16 protein-coding genes and 1 tRNA gene are annotated in these 18,818 nt (G+C 66.9%); 2 read left to right on the top strand and 15 right to left on the bottom strand.

The genetic code is table 11. The annotated features are described in order from the left end of the window. Window positions 1–3 precede the first annotated feature (3 nt). The 5 genes from ACIQ1T_RS06175 to ACIQ1T_RS06155 are packed head-to-tail and all read right to left on the bottom strand — an operon-like array spanning window position 4 to window position 4,084. On the bottom strand, window positions 4–798 hold the full coding sequence (locus tag ACIQ1T_RS06175; protein WP_395943646.1) for an MBL fold metallo-hydrolase: 795 nt from the start codon (window positions 796–798) through the stop codon (window positions 4–6). Beyond that, window positions 795–1,577 carry a TatD family hydrolase gene (locus tag ACIQ1T_RS06170; RefSeq protein WP_395943645.1) on the bottom strand — a complete coding sequence of 261 codons (783 nt, stop codon included), beginning with the start codon at window positions 1,575–1,577 and terminating at the stop codon, window positions 795–797. Before ACIQ1T_RS06170 ends, ACIQ1T_RS06175 begins: the two co-directional genes overlap by 4 nt. Further along, window positions 1,577–2,572, bottom strand: coding sequence for a DNA polymerase III subunit delta' (locus tag ACIQ1T_RS06165; RefSeq protein WP_395943644.1), 996 nt, complete (start codon window positions 2,570–2,572; stop codon window positions 1,577–1,579). The genes ACIQ1T_RS06170 and ACIQ1T_RS06165 overlap by 1 nt, the downstream gene beginning before the upstream one ends. Beyond that, entirely contained in the window at window positions 2,569–3,204 is a 636-nt protein-coding gene (gene tmk / locus ACIQ1T_RS06160) for a dTMP kinase (protein WP_395943643.1), read from the bottom strand. Before tmk ends, ACIQ1T_RS06165 begins: the two co-directional genes overlap by 4 nt. Window positions 3,205–3,241: 37 nt before the next feature. Continuing rightward, on the bottom strand, window positions 3,242–4,084 hold the full coding sequence (locus ACIQ1T_RS06155) for a septal ring lytic transglycosylase RlpA family protein (protein ID WP_395943642.1): 843 nt from the start codon (window positions 4,082–4,084) through the stop codon (window positions 3,242–3,244). Between the two features lie 110 nt (window positions 4,085–4,194). Here ACIQ1T_RS06155 and ACIQ1T_RS06150 point away from each other — a divergent pair. Beyond that, window positions 4,195–4,281: transfer RNA gene (locus ACIQ1T_RS06150), tRNA-Ser, on the top strand. 154 nt (window positions 4,282–4,435) lie between these two features. Here the strand turns inward: ACIQ1T_RS06150 and ACIQ1T_RS06145 are convergent. The 7 genes from ACIQ1T_RS06145 to ACIQ1T_RS06115 all read right to left on the bottom strand — a co-directional run bounded on the left by ACIQ1T_RS06145 (window position 4,436) and on the right by ACIQ1T_RS06115 (window position 11,646). Continuing rightward, window positions 4,436–4,867, bottom strand: coding sequence for a TonB family protein (locus tag ACIQ1T_RS06145; RefSeq protein WP_395943803.1), 432 nt, complete (start codon window positions 4,865–4,867; stop codon window positions 4,436–4,438). Window positions 4,868–5,161: 294 nt separating this feature from the next. Continuing rightward, window positions 5,162–5,758, bottom strand: coding sequence for a biliverdin-producing heme oxygenase (locus tag ACIQ1T_RS06140; RefSeq protein ID WP_395943641.1), 597 nt, complete (start codon window positions 5,756–5,758; stop codon window positions 5,162–5,164). Window positions 5,759–5,840: 82 nt separating this feature from the next. Next, entirely contained in the window at window positions 5,841–8,249 is a 2,409-nt protein-coding gene (locus ACIQ1T_RS06135) for a TonB-dependent receptor domain-containing protein (protein ID WP_395943640.1), read from the bottom strand. A gap of 203 nt (window positions 8,250–8,452) precedes the next feature. Continuing rightward, window positions 8,453–9,283: a TonB-dependent receptor plug domain-containing protein gene (locus ACIQ1T_RS06130; protein ID WP_395943639.1), complete on the bottom strand. Its 831-nt coding sequence runs from the start codon at window positions 9,281–9,283 to the stop codon at window positions 8,453–8,455. Between the two features lie 150 nt (window positions 9,284–9,433). Then, window positions 9,434–10,450: a FecR family protein gene (locus ACIQ1T_RS06125; protein WP_395943638.1), complete on the bottom strand. Its 1,017-nt coding sequence runs from the start codon at window positions 10,448–10,450 to the stop codon at window positions 9,434–9,436. Between the two features lie 126 nt (window positions 10,451–10,576). Then, a complete protein-coding gene (locus ACIQ1T_RS06120) occupies window positions 10,577–11,104 on the bottom strand; it encodes a sigma-70 family RNA polymerase sigma factor (protein WP_395943637.1) in 528 nt (175 codons plus the stop codon). 152 nt (window positions 11,105–11,256) lie between these two features. Beyond that, window positions 11,257–11,646: a winged helix-turn-helix transcriptional regulator gene (locus tag ACIQ1T_RS06115; RefSeq protein ID WP_395943636.1), complete on the bottom strand. Its 390-nt coding sequence runs from the start codon at window positions 11,644–11,646 to the stop codon at window positions 11,257–11,259. A gap of 99 nt (window positions 11,647–11,745) precedes the next feature. Here ACIQ1T_RS06115 and ACIQ1T_RS06110 point away from each other — a divergent pair, with 99 nt between their 5' ends. After that, window positions 11,746–12,807 carry an SDR family oxidoreductase gene (locus ACIQ1T_RS06110; RefSeq protein WP_395943635.1) on the top strand — a complete coding sequence of 354 codons (1,062 nt, stop codon included), beginning with the start codon at window positions 11,746–11,748 and terminating at the stop codon, window positions 12,805–12,807. Window positions 12,808–12,983: 176 nt separating this feature from the next. Here ACIQ1T_RS06110 and ACIQ1T_RS06105 read toward each other — a convergent pair whose 3' ends face one another. From ACIQ1T_RS06105 to ACIQ1T_RS06095, 3 genes are read right to left on the bottom strand one after another with little or no spacing between them, the layout of a single operon-like run. Beyond that, window positions 12,984–14,378 (bottom strand): efflux transporter outer membrane subunit, encoded by a 1,395-nt coding sequence (locus ACIQ1T_RS06105; RefSeq protein WP_395943634.1) that lies wholly within the window; start codon window positions 14,376–14,378, stop codon window positions 12,984–12,986. A gap of 2 nt (window positions 14,379–14,380) precedes the next feature. Then, on the bottom strand, window positions 14,381–17,530 hold the full coding sequence (locus tag ACIQ1T_RS06100; RefSeq protein ID WP_395943633.1) for an efflux RND transporter permease subunit: 3,150 nt from the start codon (window positions 17,528–17,530) through the stop codon (window positions 14,381–14,383). Window positions 17,531–17,534: 4 nt separating this feature from the next. Beyond that, the gene (locus ACIQ1T_RS06095) at window positions 17,535–18,653 is read right to left on the bottom strand and encodes an efflux RND transporter periplasmic adaptor subunit (RefSeq protein WP_395943632.1); all 1,119 of its coding nucleotides are present in this window, start codon (window positions 18,651–18,653) and stop codon (window positions 17,535–17,537) included. Between the last annotated feature and the right edge of the window lie 165 nt (window positions 18,654–18,818).

Raw genomic sequence — 18,818 nt, 5'->3', positions numbered from 1 at the left:
AGTCTAGTCGATCACCCGGCTCCAGCCGTCAAACCCGACCTCGACATTGGCCGGAACAATCGCTGACAGTTGTTTGTAATCCATGTCGATATGCAGGTTTGTCAGCACCGCCGTCTCGACATCGGCCGCCGCGATCCATTCCAGCGCCTTGTCCAGGTGGGCGTGGGTTGGATGGGGCGTATAGCGCAGGGCGTCCACGATCCAGATCTGACACCCCGCCACCGCCCGGAGCGCCGCCTCGTCCAGATCCGACACGTCGCTGGAATAGGCCATGTCGCCCAGGCGATAGCCGACCGAGCGGATCGGCCCGTGCGCCTGGTCGAAGGTCATGACCGGGATCGCCCCGCCCGCCCCCTCGACCGACCAGGCCGTGCCGTGCGGCGGAATGATCCGCCCGTCCAGCAGCGGCGGATAGCCCAGCTTCATCTCGAAGATATAGTCGAACCGCTTTGTCAGGGCCGCATGGGTCGCCTCGTCCATCCAGGCCGGGATCCGCTTGCGCGCCCGCGCCGCGAAGGTCCGCAGATCGTCGATCCCGTGCGTCTGGTCGGCATGGTCGTGGGTGTAGAGGACGGCGTCGACCTGTTTCGTCCCGCTGGCCAGCATCTGTTCGCGCAGGTCCGGCGCGGTGTCGATCAGGACATTGGTCACGCCCTCCGGCCCGGCCTTCCTCGCCAGCATCGAACAGCGGGTCCGCCGGTTCCTCGGCTCGGCCGGGTCGCAAGCGCCCCAGTCTCCGTCCCCGCGCGGCACCCCGCCCGACGACCCGCTGCCCAGGATGACGACCTCGAAACTCATGCCGGTCTCGGTACGTGATCAAAGAGGCCGAAGAAGGCCTCGGTCGTGATCCGGTCCGCTTCCTCTGCGCTCCAGCCCCGGATCTCGGCCAGCTTGTCCAGCACATGGCCGATGTAGGCCGGCTCGTTGCGCCGCCCGCGATGGGGAATGGGCGCCAGATAGGGGCAGTCGGTCTCGACGATGATCCGGTCGCCCGGCATGTCGCGGATCACCGCCCGCACATCCTCGGCCGCCTTGAAGGTGGCGATGCCGGACACCGAGAACCAGGCGCCCATTTCCGCAGCGATCTTCGCCAGTTCCACTCCGCTGGTGTAGCAGTGCATCAACATCCTGAACGGTCCGGCGGCGTATTCCTCGCGCAGGATCTGGGCCATGACCTCGTCCGCCTCGCGGGTGTGGATCACCAGCGGCAGGCCCGTCTCGCGCGCCGCCGCCACATGCTGGCGGAACACCGCCGCCTGAACCTCGCGCGGGCTGAAGTCGTAGTGGAAGTCCAGGCCGCATTCGCCGATCCCGACCACCTTCGGCCGCTGCGCCAGCTCGATCAGGGTGGCCGCCGTCAGATCCGCCGCATCTTTGGCCTCGTGCGGATGGACCCCGACAGTGCACCAGATATCCGGGTTGGCCATGGCGATCCCGTGGGTCGCCTCGAAGGTCGTCAGCCTGTCCGAGATCTCGACCATCAGCCGCACGCCCGCCGCGCGCGCCCGCGCAATGACCTCGTCGCGGTCCTCGTCGAACTGGGGGGCATGCAGGTTCACATGGCTGTCGATCAGCATCAGCCGCCCATCCTGTCCTGCTGCGCCTGAACCCGCTTCAGGTCCGCCAGCGCTCCGGCCAGCACGTCGGCCCGGTCCAGGTTCAGCCCCGCCGCCCTATCCGGCAGCGGCTGCAGCCGCTCCCACAGCTCGGCCCAGCGATTGCCCGCGCCCGGCCCGCTGGCCAAGGCCCGCATCCGCACCGCCGCGACGAGCCGGTCCATCAGGGTCTCAAACCGCTCCTGCCCTTCGGCGCCGCGAAACTTGTCGCCGATGGCGAGGGCCTCGGCCCGGTCCACATCGCCTTCGACCCAGCGCCGCGCCAGTTGATCCATCTCGAAGGTCGAACCCGAGGCCAGGGCCAGGGCCGCGCCCGGCGATCCCCCCGCCATCGCCGCCGCGTGCTCGGCGTCCTCGGGCTCGGCTCCCGTGCGGTTCCGGACCAGGGTCTCCAGCCTGTCCGGTGTCCAGATCGGGAAACTCAGCCGCCTGCAGCGCGAACGGATGGTGGCCAGCAGCCGCCCCGGCGCATGGGTCACCAGGAACAGCACGCCCCGTTCGGGCGGCTCCTCCAGAACCTTCAGCAAGGCATTGGCGGCGTTGAGATTCAGGTCGTCGGCGGCGTCAATGATCGCCACCCGATGCTGGGCCTGCGAAGGGCTCTTGGAGAAGAATTCGGGCAGTTCGCGCGACTGGTCGACCGAGATCGACTTCTTCACCTTGCCGCCCTCGACCAGCCGCTCCAGCACCAGCAGGTCCGGATGGGACTGGGCCGAAATCAGCCGGCTGACCGGATCGTCGCGCCGCGCGCCCAGAGGTCCGCGCGCCGGATCGGCGGCCGCCCCCAGCAGACGCCGCGCCGCACGATAGGCGAAGGTCGCCTTGCCGACGCCCTCGACCCCGCACAGCAGCCAGGCATGGTGCAGCCGCCCCCGTTCCCAGGCGTCCAGGAACGCCGCCTCGGCCGCCGCGTCGGGGACCAGGTCGAACCGGTCGCGAGGATGGTCGTCGCTCACAGCAGCCGGTCCTGGACCGCCCGCCACACTCGCGCTTCGACCTCGTCCAGCGTCCCCACAGCGTCGATCAGCACGCACCGCTGCGGATTGGCCTCGACGATGCGCAAAAAGCCCTCGCGCAGCCGCTGATGGAATTCCAGGCCCTTCGACTCGAACCGCGTCTCGAACAGGCCGCGTCCGAAGGCCCGTTCCAGCCCCACCTCGACCGGCAGGTCGAACACCAGGGTCAGATCCGGCTGATCGTCTCCGACCACGCCCGCGTCGATCTGTTCTATGAAAGCCTGGGCCACGCCGCCGCCCGCGCCTTGGTACGCCCGACTGCTGTCGGCGAACCGGTCACAGACGACCCAGTCGCCGGCCTCCAGCGCCGGGCGGATGGTCCGCTCCAGATGGTCGGAACGCGAGGCGTACATCAGCAGAGTCTCGGTCATGGCCGACCAGGGCTCCGCCTCGGTCGCCACCACCAGATTGCGGATCACCTCCGCCCCCTTGGAGCCGCCGGGCTCGCGGGTGCGCACCACCAGACGTTCTTCGCCGAACCGCGCCTGCAGTCGATCGACCAGTCTGGCGACCTGGGTCGATTTGCCGGCGCCCTCGCCGCCCTCGAAGCTGATGAATTGTCCACGGGTCACGGGCGCACAATGGCGACCACGGCGCGGGAAACAAGTCTTAGCGGCCGGATATCAACAGGGCGTCGGCATATCCCCGCGCCGCCACGGCCCGACGGGCGTCCTCGGCCGAGCTGGCGTCCAGCCACGGCCCGACCAGAACCCTGTATCCCCCACCGGATGCGTCCACCATCGCCCGCGCGCCCAGACGTTCGGCGATTCGCTGCGCCGACCTCTGGTCCTGATACGCCCCCGCCTGCACCCAGTAGGAGCCGCTGCCGGACACGACTACGGGTCGGGGTTCGAATCCCACCGCTTCCGCCTGAGAATAGGGTCGAGGCGTAGTTTGGACCGGCTGCGGCTGAACCGGCTGCGGCGCCTCGGCCCGAAGAACCGTCCCGCCGCCCAGTCGCGGCGCACGGCCCAGATAGCGCACCCGCACCCGGGCCACGCCCTGACGCCGCATGTCCAGTTCGTCCGCCGCTTCGCGCGACAGGTCGATGATCCGGCTGTCGACGAAAGGCCCCCGGTCGTTGACTCGCACCACGATCCGTCGCCCGTTCGTCAGATTGGTCACCTCGACCAGGCCAGGCAGCGGCAGGGTCTTATGCGCCGCCGTCAGCTCGTGCATGTCGAACCGTTCGCCGGTCGACGTCGGCCGCCCGTTGAAGGCGTCGCCGTACCACGAGGCCATGCCGACCTCATCGTATCCGGGCTGTTCCTTGGGCGTGTACCAGCGTCCACGCACCTGATAGGGCCGCATCGTCCCTGACACGATCGGCGCCGGATCCTTGACCACCGGGATCGCGCCCCCGCCCCGTCCGCCGCCGAAGGTCGAACAGGCCGCCAGTAGCGAGAACAGGCCCAACAACAGGGCGCTCCGCATCCATCGTCCAATCGTCATCCGCCTCGCCTTCGTCGTGATCCAAAAAACAGGATGACCGAAGACATTTCCGCTTTGGTTAATGAGGCGTTCGCCTGCTATGGCGTCCGCCCGACCGGTGAAACCGGCAAGGAAGTGTGGCCGAGTGGTTTAAGGCACTGGTCTTGAAAACCAGCGACGGTGTGAGCCGTCCGTGGGTTCGAATCCCACCGCTTCCGCCGGTTACACGTGACATGCAGACGGCGTGCAGATCGCCAGAGCCGGGTTGGTCCGCTCTTTTTGAACGTTGATCGCATCACTTGTCCGTCCTTTCATCGGGCCAACTCCAGCTGTTCTCCGAAGAGTTTCAGCGCCCTGGTCGGAGCTGTTCAGTCACCTGAAGAAGAACTCGACCGGCGTCACCAACTCCAGCGGATCGCCTGGCACCTCGGGCGGCGGCGGCGGTAGAGGTTGAGCACGGGCCGGCAAGGCCAAGGCGGCTCGATCCAGAATCGCATACCCGGATCCCCGCTCGATACGTGTTTCGAGAACCCGGCCGGTTCGATCCATTTTGAAACGGATATAGACGACGCCCTGCTGACGGCGCGCCTGGGCGGCGGCCGGAAACGCCTTGTGCTTCTCCAGATGGGCGAGCAACCGCCCCTGCCACGACGTCGGAGCCGAAGACGCCTGCGGCGCGAGCGGCGCCGGACGCGCAACCGGAGCAGTGGTGGCCGGCGCCGGCGTCGCCTCGACAACCGCCTTCGGCTGAGCGGGCCGCTCGACCGCCGCAAGCTGTTCGACGACGTCTCGCTGTTCTCGCAGCCGGAGCGGTTCCGTTGACGAGGCGGAACGGAAGAGGCGACGGCCTCGACCTGACGCGGGCCTTCAGAAAGATCGGAAACCGGCATGGGCGGCGCCTGGGCCCTGACCAACTCGATCTGTATCACGGGTTCAGTCACCGCCGCAGACGGCGTCGATCTGTGGTAGGACAGTAGAGCGAGCCCTGGCAGGAGGTGCAGACAGACCGCCACCGCGAGGGCGACGCCTCGCCGCCGTCGCACGCCCCGAAGACGCAAAACCGCCACCGCCGCCCGGTCGAGGCGCCCAGCCTGGCCGTCACCCCTTATCGAAGACATCGCTCACGAGGCCATGCACGTGAAGAAAGGCCGCCCGGGCGCCGGCGGTCAGTCTTTCCTCTTCCGCTTCGGTCATCAAAATTTCGTCGAGGACGGACGTGAACGCGCGCCACTGATTGGCCCGCCCCTCCGGAGCCGCCGCAAGATGGCGGGCGCCATGCCGCGCATGCAATTTCAGGGCGCCGGCCCATTTGAACAGGAAGGCGGCGCCGAGATTGGAGCCCTCCGCGACATAGAGCCAGCCCAAGGCTTCCGGCAGATCGATGGCTCCATGGACGAACCTAGGGGCGTTTCGCCACGTCGGCACCCCGACGCCCAAATCTTCCAGGTCAAGGACGATCAGCCCGAGCCGGCGTCGATCGACCAGGTCGGGCAACAGGACCTCGAGCCCGGGATCATCATAAAGCGCGTGGATTTCGCGATGAAATCCATGCTGCACGGCCAGGAACCGCGCATACCGCCCGAGGTCCTTGAAAGGCTCCCGGGCGACGATCGCCCGATCCAGGCTGTCGTGGGTATCGTGGGTCAGCGCTTTCAGCCGTTTTGATCGACTGTTCGTTTCAATCGTGTCGGTCATCTCAACTCATTGACTAGTTCGGTCGCGAGATCGGCAGACGACGCCCGCGACCGGACAGGCGTCATCGCTCGGCCTGCCTCGCCTAGAACCGGTAGTTCAGGCCGACGCGGAGGGTCTGCAAGGTCAGTTGGTTCGTCGAAATCCGACCGATCGCGTCATCCGCCCCGCCGACAACCGTGACCCCGCCCGAGGTGTAGCCGCGGTTGACGTTGCGGCTCGCGCGATCAAACCTGAAATCGTCGTCGCTGAAGCGGTTGAACAGATACTCCGCCTTGAGGGAAACACGCTCGCTGAAGGCCACCTCGGTTCCCGCCCCGAGCACCCAGCCGAGGCGCAATTCCTCCGCCTCTTCGGTGAAGTAGGGACGCGTCACGAAGCCGAAGGGCGATCCTGCGCTGGCGGAGACCGATCGACTCTGAATTCTGGACTGACGTTCATTGGCCACAGCCAGGCCGCCCGTTGCAAAGCCTAGCACCCGACCGAACGTGCGTCCCAGCCGCAGGCGCGCCGAACCGTTCCAGTTGTATTCGTAGCGATACTCGGCCTGCATGATTTCCTTGTCGGCGTACCGGCCCGTATCGAGTTCGCTCGCGACATAACCCTCCCGCCCCTTGGCCGGGCTGGCGCCGCCGTTGATTTCGACACCGGCCACCCATAGGTCGGACACACGCCAGTTATAGCCGAACTGCAGACCGCCCGTGGCGGCGCGCGCCTGGCGGTCTATCCGTTCGGACGCAGCGACGGCGCTGGCTTCTCCGGTCGCGGAACGGGTTCCGCCCTTGGCCGCATATTGCCCCCAGTCCATGTGGGAGCCGACATAGAAGCCGGTCCAGTCGCCGTCGAACGCCTGAAGCGTATCTTCTTTCAGCCCTTCTGCCGCCGCACGCGCGCGTCGCCGTGCGGAACTCGGCGCCTCCCACGCGCCGTCGCCGAAGCGGGCGACGAGATTGAGGCTGAGCGTGCGCCCCGGCGCAGGAAGCACCGCCACGCCTTCACCCAGACTCAAGGCGTCGACATAGTAGCGGTCGGTCAGGTTGTTGACGGTGAAGTTGACGCTGGTGCGGTCGTTGATCGCATAGCTGCCATAAAGGTCGACGACCTCATAAGCGGGTTCGCGCTCGACCTTGCTGTAACGGGCGCCGAACTCCAGCCGTTCGCCCAGCATGCGGCCGCCCAGGGTGAAGCTGTTGCTGCGTCGCGGCGGGACATGGCCGGTGAACCAGGACTGGTTGGTCGCAGCCATTCCCTTTTCGCAGAAGTCGCCCGCAGCGGCCACCGCGCGGCTGCAGCTGGTGATGTCGGTATATTCCGTGCCGGCGAGTTCGCCGAAGATCCAGCCGCGATCGTAGCGGGCCGAATATTCATATCCCTTCAGACTGACCCGCGGGATGTTGACCCGCACGAGAATATTGGTCGACACGCCGTTCGGCGCCGTCAGGATCTCGTCGCCCAGAGTGATATAGTCCGTCACGTCGTTGTGGAACCAGCCGAACTTGGCCTGGAACATATCGTCGTCGCCCAACACCCCGAAAGTCTCGTAGTTGGCCCCGATTTCCGTGTTGTGGGCGTGCTCGGGGCGCAGGTTGGTGTAGGGATTGACGGCTCCCGAGAAGCCCTCCGTGCCTTCGAACGGACTCGGCGCACGCAGGGCCTCGGCGTAGCGCCCATAGAACTGTACGCCCCGGATCGGCTCGACGACGGCCGAGAGCACCGGCGCCCAGCCGGAGGCCTCGTCACGATTGATCACGCCGCCCTGAACCCAGCTGACGCCGGCCTTGCGGTCTTGAACCACGGTGTCGAGATAGCGCGCGGCCAATTGAAGCGTCGCCCAGGGCGCCGGCTTGTAGGTTCCCGCGACAAAACCGCTGTACTGGCGCCGCCAGCCTTCCCGCGTGGTGTCCCAGGCACGACCGGGATATTGTTCGTTGAGCCGAGCCCAATCGCCGGAATTGCCGAACTTCTCGAAATCGTAAGCGCCGCCGTAGGCAATGGACAACTCGCCTGCCTCGCCCGTGAACCGCGAGGTGTTCGACATCGTCAATCCACGCCTTTGGGACAGGGTGGCGGAGAATTTGTCACCGTTGTAGCCGGTCAGGCGAACCGGATCGATCACCAGACTGTCGACCTCGGTGAGCCAGAGATCCGCCCTGAAATCGACCAGCGGCGAAGTCGGATCATAGCGGTAGCGCGCTGTCCAGGTGTCGACATCCACGTTCGACGTCGTCTGGCGTGGTGTGTCGCCGTACATCAATTGTGACGGCTTCATTTCACCGAACTCGGACTCGTACCGCATGTAGGAGAGGTCCAGCGTATGCCCCTCCACCGGACGCAACACGGCGCGCAGCAGATAGGAGGTGTTGTCGTGCGAGGTGTTGAGGACCTGCTCGTCGTAGCTGAAGCGGTTTGCGCCGCCTTTCCAGTCGTCGGGGCTCAGGCCTTCGCCGCCGCTGTAGTAGTTGCCTGACTTGCGGCGGACGACTGCGGCGACCACGTCGAACAGGTCTGACCGGTAGCCGTAAGCCACCGACAGATTGCCGCCGCGAAGATCCAGGAAGTCCGGACGATCGAAGTTGCGAACGGCCGGTTCGTCCCCGCCCAGCGTCACCCCCGGCGGCGCCTTGACGTTATTGCCGGTCAAGCCCGCCCGAACCACGAAACCATACCGACCGCCCGGTGCGACGATATCGCCGGCGTTCAGCGTCCTGGCCCTGACGATGCCGCCGATGGCGCCCGATGCATCGGCCCCCGCGCTCGGTCCTTTTCGATCGACACGCCGCCGATGAGATCCGGGTCCAGATAGGTCCGACCCGCCATGCCGGCGTAACCGCGATAGACGGTCGACTCCTGCATGGCGCCGTCGATGACGATCGGCACCCGGCCCTGCCCCTGCATGCCGCGAATATTGATATCCAATGCGCCAGAGTTGCGGTTCTCGCCGTTCAGCACCCCCGGAACGCCGCTGAGAAAATCGCCCGCTGACGATCCACGGAACCGCTGGATCTGCTCCTGAGAGATATAGCTGCTGGTTCCGGCTGTACGGTACGGCGCATTGGACGGGTCGCCGCCGTCAGCGCCGGCCCCAGCCTGCCCGGACGTCCCGCCGACAGCGCCAGCCCCTGATGCGCCCTCGACCCGCACGGCGCCGAGTTGAATGGCGCCTCCGGCGTCAGGAGCCCGCTCCAGCGTGACCAGATTTCCGGAGACCCGGTAGGTGAATCCGGTTCCCGCCAGCAGCCGACTGATCGCCTGAGCCGGCGACAGGACCCCGGAGACGCCAGGAGACGAAACACCGCGAATGGCGGCCGCGTCGACGCTGACCTGCATCCGAGCCTGCTGACCGAAATCGGCCAGGGCGTCACCGAGCGCCTGCGGCGGTATATTGAACCCTCGGCTGGAGGACGCCCCCGACTGCGCCAGCGCCATGGTGGGGACAGTGATTCCAGCCAATGCCGTCGTCGCCATCAACAGGCCTGCGACCATGATGGTCCGGCGCGGACCGGTCCGCGCGTCAACTTCCGATTTCACAACTGCACCCCGATCACATGAAACTGACGAGGCGGGCCGATTAGCGCGAATGCGTGTCAGTCGCGCCGCCTCTCTATAGGTTCCACGATCGGCGAAGCGGGATTTTCGGAATTAATGTCGGATACGGTGAAGTTTTTTCTCTCAGCCCGTTCAGCGCGCCGAAACCACCACCAGCCAGGGGGAGAGCCGCGTGATACGCAGCCCATGAGCCTGCCCCAGGGCATCGACCGCAGCGAGAGGATCACGTAAATCGTAGCGGCCGGTCACACGCTGTGAATCCAGCCGATCGCCAGAGGCGAGGATGACGCCGCCGTACCAGGGGCGCAGCATGTCGATCACCTCACGAAGCAATCGATCGTTGACGATCAGATCGCCCGTCGTCCATGCCCCGACCCTATCGGGACGAATGCGGTCCTCGTACATGCCGTCAGCGGCGACGCTGACGCGATCTCCGGCGTTCAATTGCGTCGAGACGCCGGTCTTTTCAGCCTGCACTCGAACACGACCATGGCGCACGGCGACGACTGCGCCGTTGTCGATCCGCATCACGTCGAAGCCCGTGCCGAGCACGGTGGTCTCGACATCGCCGGCCATGACATGGAAAGGCCTGGCGGGATCCCGCCGTACTTCGAAATAGGCCTCGCCGCGAAGAAGCCGAACCCGCCGAACCGCCCCCGAATAGTCGAGGCTGATCGCGCTCGACGGCGCCATCTCGACCACGCTCCCGTCCGCCAGTTCCACCCGCTGCGGCGACGCCAGACCGGACACATGGTCGGCCTCGAGTCTGAGTCTGATTTCCGGCATGCCCAGAACGCCGATACAAGCCGCCGCCACGCAGGCCGCAGCCGCGAGGCGGCGGCCGACCACCCCGTCGCGACCGCTTCGACGGCCCCGCCAAGGACGTGTCGACCGAGCGGGCGGCGCGGGCGGCCGAGCCCACTTGCGTTCGTGGATCGGCGGCACAGCGCCCATCAAGGCGACGACATACTGGGTCTCCGCCCATGCGGCGGCGTTGTCCGGACTGGCCTCGAGCCATGCTTCGAACTCTCCGCGCATGACCGCGTCATTCGGATTGTCCTGGAGCCGCACAAGCCATTCCACAGCCCCCCGGTCCGCGACCTCGACCGGTTCGCCGCCCGGCAGGCGGGGCTCGACGCCGTCATCCATAGTCTTGCGCCTCCCCTCCCGAACACGCACCACGACGGGACATCTGCGCGGTTGACCGCCCATCGTCTCGTCCCTGAGAATTACACGTACAGGCGACGCGGTTTTTCGTGATATTTTTCATCACGCCTACCGTTTTGCCTGACGGAGACCGACGCGGCACCTGTGAACGCCCTCGACGACGAGTTCATGGGCCGAGGTGACGGAAATCCCGAGATGGGCGGCGATGTCCTTGAGCTTCGCGTCGCCCAGCCGATGCATTTCCACTGCGATCCGCATCCGTTCGGGCAAACCTTCCATGATCTCGAACACGATCCGGAGGTCGCTTCGGGCCGCCGCCTCGCCTTCCGGCGAGGGCGCATCGCTGGCCTGCAGCTTGGCCATGTCGTCCACGCCTTCCATGAAGGCGGCATGTTCGAACCGGCGCCGGCGCCGTCCGTCGAGCGCCAGATTGCGCACGATACGGTACAGGTAGCTCAAGGGCTCATCCAATGGGCGAAGGCGCGTCGCCGTCCCGAGCCGCATCCAGGCCTCCTGAACCACATCCTCGGCTGCAGCCCGGTCACCCGTGAGGTTCGCGGCGTAGTTCACGAGCGCGCGCCGGTGTCCCGCATAGATATCGACGATGGTCCTGGTTTCGGACACGGGTTCGTTCATTTCCCCTTGCGACGCCCAAGCGGATCGCACCCAGGCGCCCGCACTTCTGCGAGTCGCTCGCAGGCGGTTTAGCCATCCCTTCCCGGCTTCGCAATGTGGCAGAGGTCGACCATCGAAATCGTTCCCCTGCCGCCCATGCTATGGCTGAGGTGTCAGGAAGAGCCGCTGCGCCGCGACGTCGGACGCGGCGCCAGCCTGTCCAGGGCGTCGGCGTTGTCGCGCCCCCAGGCGTAGAGCAGTTCGACCGGCTCGACGAACCGCGCGCCCAGGTCCGTCAGCCGATATTCGACGGCCGGCGGGACCGAAGCCTGGACATGGCGGCTGATCAGGCCGCTGGCCTCCATCTCGCGCAAGGTCTGGGTCAGCATCTTCTTCGATGCGCCCGGCAGGCTGCGCAGCAGGACGCCGGAACGGGCCCGGCCGGCGTGACGCGCCTGGAGCGTGTGCAGCACCATGCTGGTCCATTTCGTGGCGAACAGCTCCAGCACACGCCGGGGCGCACAGTCCTCGCGCCAGTCGTCTTCGTGGCCGATCGCCTGCATGAGTGGTCACCTTTTGGGGACTAGGTCCCTGATTGGTGCCGTCTAGCGAGTCCTTCGTCCCGCGCCTAGGTCTGCCGCCAGATCAGAATGGAGACGGTCATGTCGAAAACGGCGCTGGTGGTGGGATCGAGCGGTATCGCGGGCGGTGCGGCTGCGGCCGAGCTGGCGGCCAGCGGCTGGTCGGTTCTAGGCCTTGCCCGTCGGCCGGCGGCGCAGGCCGGAGTCACGCCGGTCGCCGCCGACCTCCACGACCCCGCCGCGACCCGGGCGGCCCTGGCGGGCGCACGGCCGGACGCCGTCTTCTTCACCACCTGGTCGCGCCAGGCCAATGAAGCCGAAAACATCCGCGTCAACGCCGCCATGGTGCGTACGGTGCTGGACGCCGTGCAACCGGCCGCCTCGGTGCGCCATGTCGCCCTTGTGACCGGTCTGAAACACTACCTCGGCCCGTTCGAGGCCTATGGCCAAGGCGTCCTGCCCCAGACGCCGTTTCGCGAGACGCAGGGCCGGCTGGAGGTCGACAACTTCTATTATGCTCAGGAGGACGAGGTCTTCTCCGCCGCCGAACGGGACGGATTCGCCTGGAGCATCCACCGCCCCCACACGATCATCGGCAAGGCCGTAGGCAACGCCATGAACATGGGCGCGACCCTGGCCGCCTATGCGACCCTGTGCCGGGAGACCGGTCGCCCCTTCCGCTTCCCCGGCTCTCCGGCCCAGTGGAGCGGGCTGACCGACATGACCAGCGCCAACCAGCTGGCTCGGCACCTGGCATGGGCGGCGACCACGCCAGAGGCTGCAAACCAGGCCTTTAACGTCGTCAACGGCGACGTCTTCCGCTGGCAATGGATGTGGGCCCGGATCGCCGAGTGGTTCGAATTGGCGCCCGCCCCCTTCGACGGGACCATCATCCCGCTGGAAACGCAGATGGTCGCGGACGAGTTGGTCTGGAGGCGGCTGGCCGAACGCGAGGGCCTGGTCGAACCCGACCTGGGCCGCCTGGCCTCGCCCTGGCATACGGACGCCGACCTAGGCCGGCCGATCGAGGTGGTGACCGACATGGGCAAGAGCCGCCGTCTGGGCTTCCTCGACTACCAACCGACCGACGACGCCTTCTTCACCCTGTTCGAACAGCTCAGAAGCGAGAGGTTGATACCCTGACCCCCGCGCAAGGGTCCTGCATGAGCGAGCAAGCTTCTCGGAGATCTTGATCCGCGTCGGATCGTCAACGCCGGTGACCTCGCATGCCGCCCGGGCCGGAGCCCTGGCCGGAGCTTGGGCCGGAGCTTGGGCCGGAGCTTGGGCCGGAGCTTGGGCCGCATCTTGGCGCCGTCGTTTCACGGCAGATCGCGCGCCCAGTCATCCGGCGCTCCACCCAGGGCCTGATAGAGGGTGATCCGATTCAGCAGGGCTTCCAGCAGTATGCCGGACTGAGCCTGACGCGCGGCGTAGAGGGAGCGTTGGGCGGTCAGGGTGGACAGATAGTCGTCGATCCCCGCCCGATAACGCGCCTCGCTGAGGCGCAAGGCCTCGGCCGCAGCGTCGGCCTGGGCGGTCTGCGCCGTTCTCTGGGCGCCGATCGTCCCTTCGCGAGCCAGGGCGTCCGCGACTTCCCGGAAGGCGGTCTGGACGGCCAGTTGGTAGCTGGCGACCGCAGCGTCACGCTGCGCCTGTGAATAGGCGACGTTGGCGCGGGCGCCGGGCGTGAAGATCGGCGCGGTCACGCTGGGCGAAACCGACCAGGTGTCCTCACCATCGAAGAGATCGGACAGGGACGGACTGATCACCCCGGCCAGAGCCGTCAGGCTGAGGCTGGGAAACAGCGCCGCCCGCGCGGCGCCGATATCGGCATTGGCTCCACGCAGTTGATGCTCGGCCTGAAGCACGTCCGGGCGATCCAGCAGGATCGACGAGGACAGACCGGCCGGCGGCAGGCCGATCACTGGATCGAGCGCGGCCAGGGTGGGCGGCAACAGCGCATCCTCGACCGGCCCTCCGACGAGCAGAACCAGAGCATTTCGGTCCTGAGCGACCTGGCGCGTGTAGTCGGCCACGTCGGCCCGCGCCTGCTGCACCACCTGTTCCGCCGAGACCACGTCCAGACGGCTGACCAGTCGTCGCGCATTCAGGGTCTGAGTCAGATCCAGAGATCGCTGCGCGCTGGCCTCGGTCTCCTGGGCCAGGGCCAGCAAGTCCTGATCGGCGGCCAGGGTAAGCCAGGCGCTGGCCGTTTCGGCGACCAGGGCGACGTGGGCGGAACGCGCGCCCGCTTCGGTCGCCAAATAGGACTCGAAGGCCGAGGTCGTCTCATTGCGCAGTCGGCCGAACAGGTCGATCTCGAAGCTGGACAGGTTCAGACCGCCCTGATGACTTTCGTCGCCCTGGGTCGAGGCCGCCGCTCCGCCGCTGAAGGTCGAGGTGAGGCCCGCGCTCAGGGTCGGCAGTTGCGCGGCGCGCTGTCCGCGATAGAGGGCGCGGGCGCCTTCGACCTGGGCCAGGGACTGCCGGAGGCCGCGGTTTTCGGCGACCGCCCGCTCGACCAGGGTCTGCAGGCGCGCGTCGGACAAAAGCCCGCGCCAGGATGCGCGCAGGGCGGCCTCCGACGCCGGCGCATAGGCCGCCCCCGTGGGAAAGGCCGAGGCGATCGTGGGATCGGGGCGATTGTAGACGGGCGCCAGGTTGCACCCCGACAGGGCGGCCGCCGACACGGCGATAAGGAGAAGGTTTTTCATCGTCAGAGTCCTTCCGCCGTCGCGGGCTCGGCGTGCGGCTTCTTCTTGGTGATCCGCTCGGTCAGGACGGTGATGACCACGAAGAACAGGGGCACGAAGAAGATCGCCAGAACCGTCGCGCTCAGCATGCCGCCGATCACCGCAGTACCCAGGGCCACGCGACTGGCCGCGCCGGCGCCGCTCGCGATCGCCAGCGGCACGCAGCCGGCGATGAAGGCGATCGAGGTCATCAGGATCGGCCGCAGCCGGATCCTGGCCGCGTGCAGGGCGGCGCTGACCGCATCCTGTCCCTGACGATAGTAGGCCTCGGCGAATTCGACGATCAGGATGGCGTTCTTTGCGGTCAGGCCGATGGTGGTCAGCAGACCGACCTGGAAATAGACGCTGTTGTCGAGGTCGCGCAGCGTCACCGCCAGCACCGCCCCGATCACGCCCAGCGGCACCGCCAGCAGGATGGCGAAGGGCACCGACCAGCTCTCGTACAGCGCCGCCAGGCACAGGAAGACCGCCAGGATGGAGATGGCGTACAGCAAGGGCGCCTGGCCTCCGCTGCGCTGCTCCTCATAGGACAGGCCGCTCCAGGCGAAACTGGTGCCCGGCTCCAGCTTGGACTGGAGCTCCGCCATTCGCGCCATGGCCTCTCCGGAACTGACGCCCGCCGCCGCCTGGCCCTGAAGCTCGACCGAGGACTGTCCATTGAAGCGCGCCAGGGCCGAGGGCCCCAGATCCCACCGTGTGGTGGCGAAGGCCGAGAAGGGCGTTATCTGACCGTCGGCGCCGCGGACGCCCCAGTTGTCCAGATCCGTCGGGACCGACCGATACTGCTGGTCGCCCTGCACGAAGACGCGCTTGACCCGGCCACGATCGACGAAGTCGTTGACGTAGGATCCGCCCCAGGCGGCGCTCAGGGTCGAGGTCACATTGGCCTGGGTCAGGCCGAGCGCCGACAGCTTGGCCTGGTCCATATCGATACGAAGTTGAGGCGTATCAGGCAGGCTGGAGGGGCGCACGGCCGCGAGCTCGGGATCCTGCGCCGCAGCCGCCATCAAGGCCTGTTGCCGCGCCTGGAACTGCTCGGCGGACAGGCCGCCCGTGTTCAACAGTTGGAAGGTGAAGCCGTTGCTCTGGCCCAGGCCTGAAATGGCCGGCGGTGTCAGGGCGAAGATCTGGGCGTCGCGCACCTGGGACAGGGCGGCGGTGGCCCGGCCGGTAATAGCCTCGGCCGAGGCCTCCTTGCCTTTGCGTTCCTCGAAGTCGTTCAGCATGGAGAAGCCCATGCCGGCGTTCTGGCCGGAGCCGCCGAAGCTGAAGCCGTTGATGGTGAAGATGGCGCGGGTGTTCTCGCCCTCCGTATCGAGGAAATAGTCCTCGACCTGTTCAGCGACCACCGCCGAGCGGTTGACGGTGGCCCCGGATGGCAGGGTCCACTGCACCATGGCCGAGCCTTGGTCCTCGACCGGCAGGAAGCTGGTCGGCAGGCGCAGGAACAGCACAGCCATAACGACGGCGACGGCGGCGTAGACCCCAAGGAACAGCACGCGCCGCGAAAGGATCGACTTCGCGCCGCCCACATAGCGATTGGTCTGCTTGTCGAACCAGCGATTGAACTTGCCGCCGATCCCCCTGCGCTCGAGCGGATCAGTGTGGCTCGGCTTCAGCAGGGCGACGCACAGGGCCGGCGACAGCACGAGGGCGACCACCACCGACAGCAGCATCGAGGTGATCACGGTCACGGAGAACTGCTGATAGATCACGCCGGTCGAGCCGCCGAAGAAGGCCATCGGCAGCAGCACCGCCGATATGACCAGGCCGATGCCGACCAGGGCGCCCGAGATCTCGTCCATCGACTTGATCGTAGCGTCTTTTGGCGACAGCCCCTCCTCCGCCATCAGGCGTTCGACGTTCTCGACCACGACAATGGCGTCATCGACCAGCAGCCCGATCGACAGAACCATGCCGAACAGGGTCAGGGTGTTGATCGAATAGCCGAAGGCGAACAGGACACCGAAGGTGCCCAGCAGGACGACCGGAACGGCGATGGCCGGAATCAGGGTGGCGCGCCAGCTCTGCAGGAAGACAAACATGACGATGACCACCAGCACGATGGCCTCGAGCAGGGTCTTCACCACCTCCTTGATAGACAGTTTGATGAAGTCGGTGCTGTCACGGGGGAAACCGACCTCGTAACCGGCAGGCAGACTGGCCTCCAGGCGTGCGACCTCGGCCTTGACCAGTTCGGCGGTGTCGAGGGCGTCGCCGCCGGGCGCCAGCTGGATGGCGATGCCGGAGCTCGGGTGGCGGTTGAACCGCGCGTTCATGCCGTAGTTCTCGGCGCCCAACTCGACCCGCGCCACATCGCCGAGGCGGACGACCGCGCCGTTCGTCTGGGTCTTCAGGATGATGTCGCGGAACTGTTCCGGAGTCTGCAGGCGAGATTGGGCCGTCACGGTGGCGTTGAGCTGCTGCGTATTGGACGAGGGCGCAGCGCCGAGCTGGCCGGCGGAGACTTCGGCGTTCTGGGCCTGGATCGCCGCCGTCACGTCGGACGGCATCAGGGCGACGCTGCGCAGCTTGTAGGGGTCCAGCCAGATCCGCATGGCGTAGGGCGACCCGAACACCTGGACCGAACCCACGCCCTCGACGCGCGACAGCGGATCCTGGAAGTTCGAAACCAGATAGTCGGCGATGTCGAAGGGCGTCGCCTTGTCGGCCGTATCGTAGATGGAAACGATCAGCAGGAAGTCGGAATTGCGCTTCGTGACCTGCACGCCCTGCTGCTGCACCTGCGAGGGCAGTCGGCTCAGGGCCTGCTGAATCTTGTTCTGGACCTGAACCTGTGCGGTGTCGGGATCGGTGCCCTTGGCGAAGGTCACGGTGATCGAGGCGGTGCCTGCCGAACTGCTGCTGGACGAGAAGTACAGCATCCCGTCCAGACCGGTCAGTTGCTGCTCCAGGACCTGGGTCACGCTGCTTTCAAGCGTTTCGGCCGAGGCGCCGGGATAGGTGGCGCTGACGCCTACGGTCGGCGGAGCGACGTCGGGATACTGGGCGACCGGCAAATTCATGATGGAGGCCAGGCCGGCCAGCATGATGACGATGGCGATGACCCAGGCGAAGATCGGCCGGGCGATGAAGAAGCGACTGATGCTCATGGGATCAGGCCTTCTTCAGATTGGCCTGGACGGGGCGCACGGCGGCGCCGGGCCTCACCTTGGACGTTCCCTCCACAATCAGGCGGTCGCCCGCCTTAAGTCCGCTGGTGACCAGCCACTGGTCGCCGATGGCGCGGCTGGTGACGATGTTGCGCTGTTCAACCTTGTTGTCCGCAGTCAGCACAAGGGCGGTCGCCTGCCCCCCCGCACTGCGGGTGACGCCCTGCTGCGGGGCCAGAATTCCGTTCGGAACGACACCCTCTTCGATCCGCACTCGCACGAACATGCCCGGCAGCAGCAGGCCGTCGGGATTGGGCACGCGCGCCCGGATAGTCACGGCGCCCGTGGCCTGGTCGACCACTGGCTCGGTGAAGGCGATGGTTCCCGCCTGGGCATATTCCGATCCGTCCTCCAGGATCAGGGTGACCGAGGCGCTGGCTGCGCCCAGGCCGCCGCTGGCCAGGGCCTTGCGGATTTCCAGGATGCGCGCGCTGGACTCGGTGATGTCGATGAACATCGGATCCAGCGCCTGGATGGTCGCCAGGGCGTCGGCCTGGTTGGCGGTCACCAGCGCGCCCTGGGTGAACAGCGACCGACCGATGCGTCCGCTTATCGGAGCGGTGATGCGCGTGAAGCCGAGATTGAGTTCCGCAGACCGCAGGGCGGCCTGGGCCTGGGCGACGCCGGCCCGCGCCTGCTGGGCCGCAGCGGTGACGTCGTCCGCGTCCTGGCCGCTGACCGCGTCCATCTCGGTCAGCCCCTCGTAGCGAGACGCCTTAGCCTGGGCCGCGGTCAGTTGCGCCCGGGCGTTCTGCAACTGAGCCGAGGCCTCGTTGCGGCTGGCTTCGTACAGGCGGGAGTCGATCTCGTAGAGCGGCTGTCCGGCGCGCACATAGGCCCCCTCCTCGAACAACCGGCGCCGGATCAGTCCGTTGACCTGCGGCCGCACCTCGGAAACGCTCTGGGCCGTCAACCGCCCCGCCAGTTCGGCGGTGATCGGCACAGCCTGGGTCGCCAGGGTGACGAAGCCGACCTCGGGCGCCGGCGGGGTGGGCCGAGCCTCTTCACCACAGGCCGACAACGTCAACAGCGCCGCTGCAGCGGGCGCGATGAGAAACCGCATCCTGCCAGACTGAACGGACGCGCGCCGGGGCGATCGGGACATCATGAATCTCCAAGAGTTCGCATCAGCTGTGGGGGAGCAGCCAGCCCTCTCTACTCGCACTTCCGAGCGTGTCTTTGGATGATGATGTCATGTCCGGGGGTTTCATTTTGTATCGAAACCAGC

This window comes from Brevundimonas sp., from assembly GCF_044336875.1.
Classification (GTDB): domain Bacteria; phylum Pseudomonadota; class Alphaproteobacteria; order Caulobacterales; family Caulobacteraceae; genus Brevundimonas.
The sequence above is the reverse complement of the archived record's forward strand: the minus strand, read 5'-3'. Positions and strand labels throughout refer to the sequence as shown.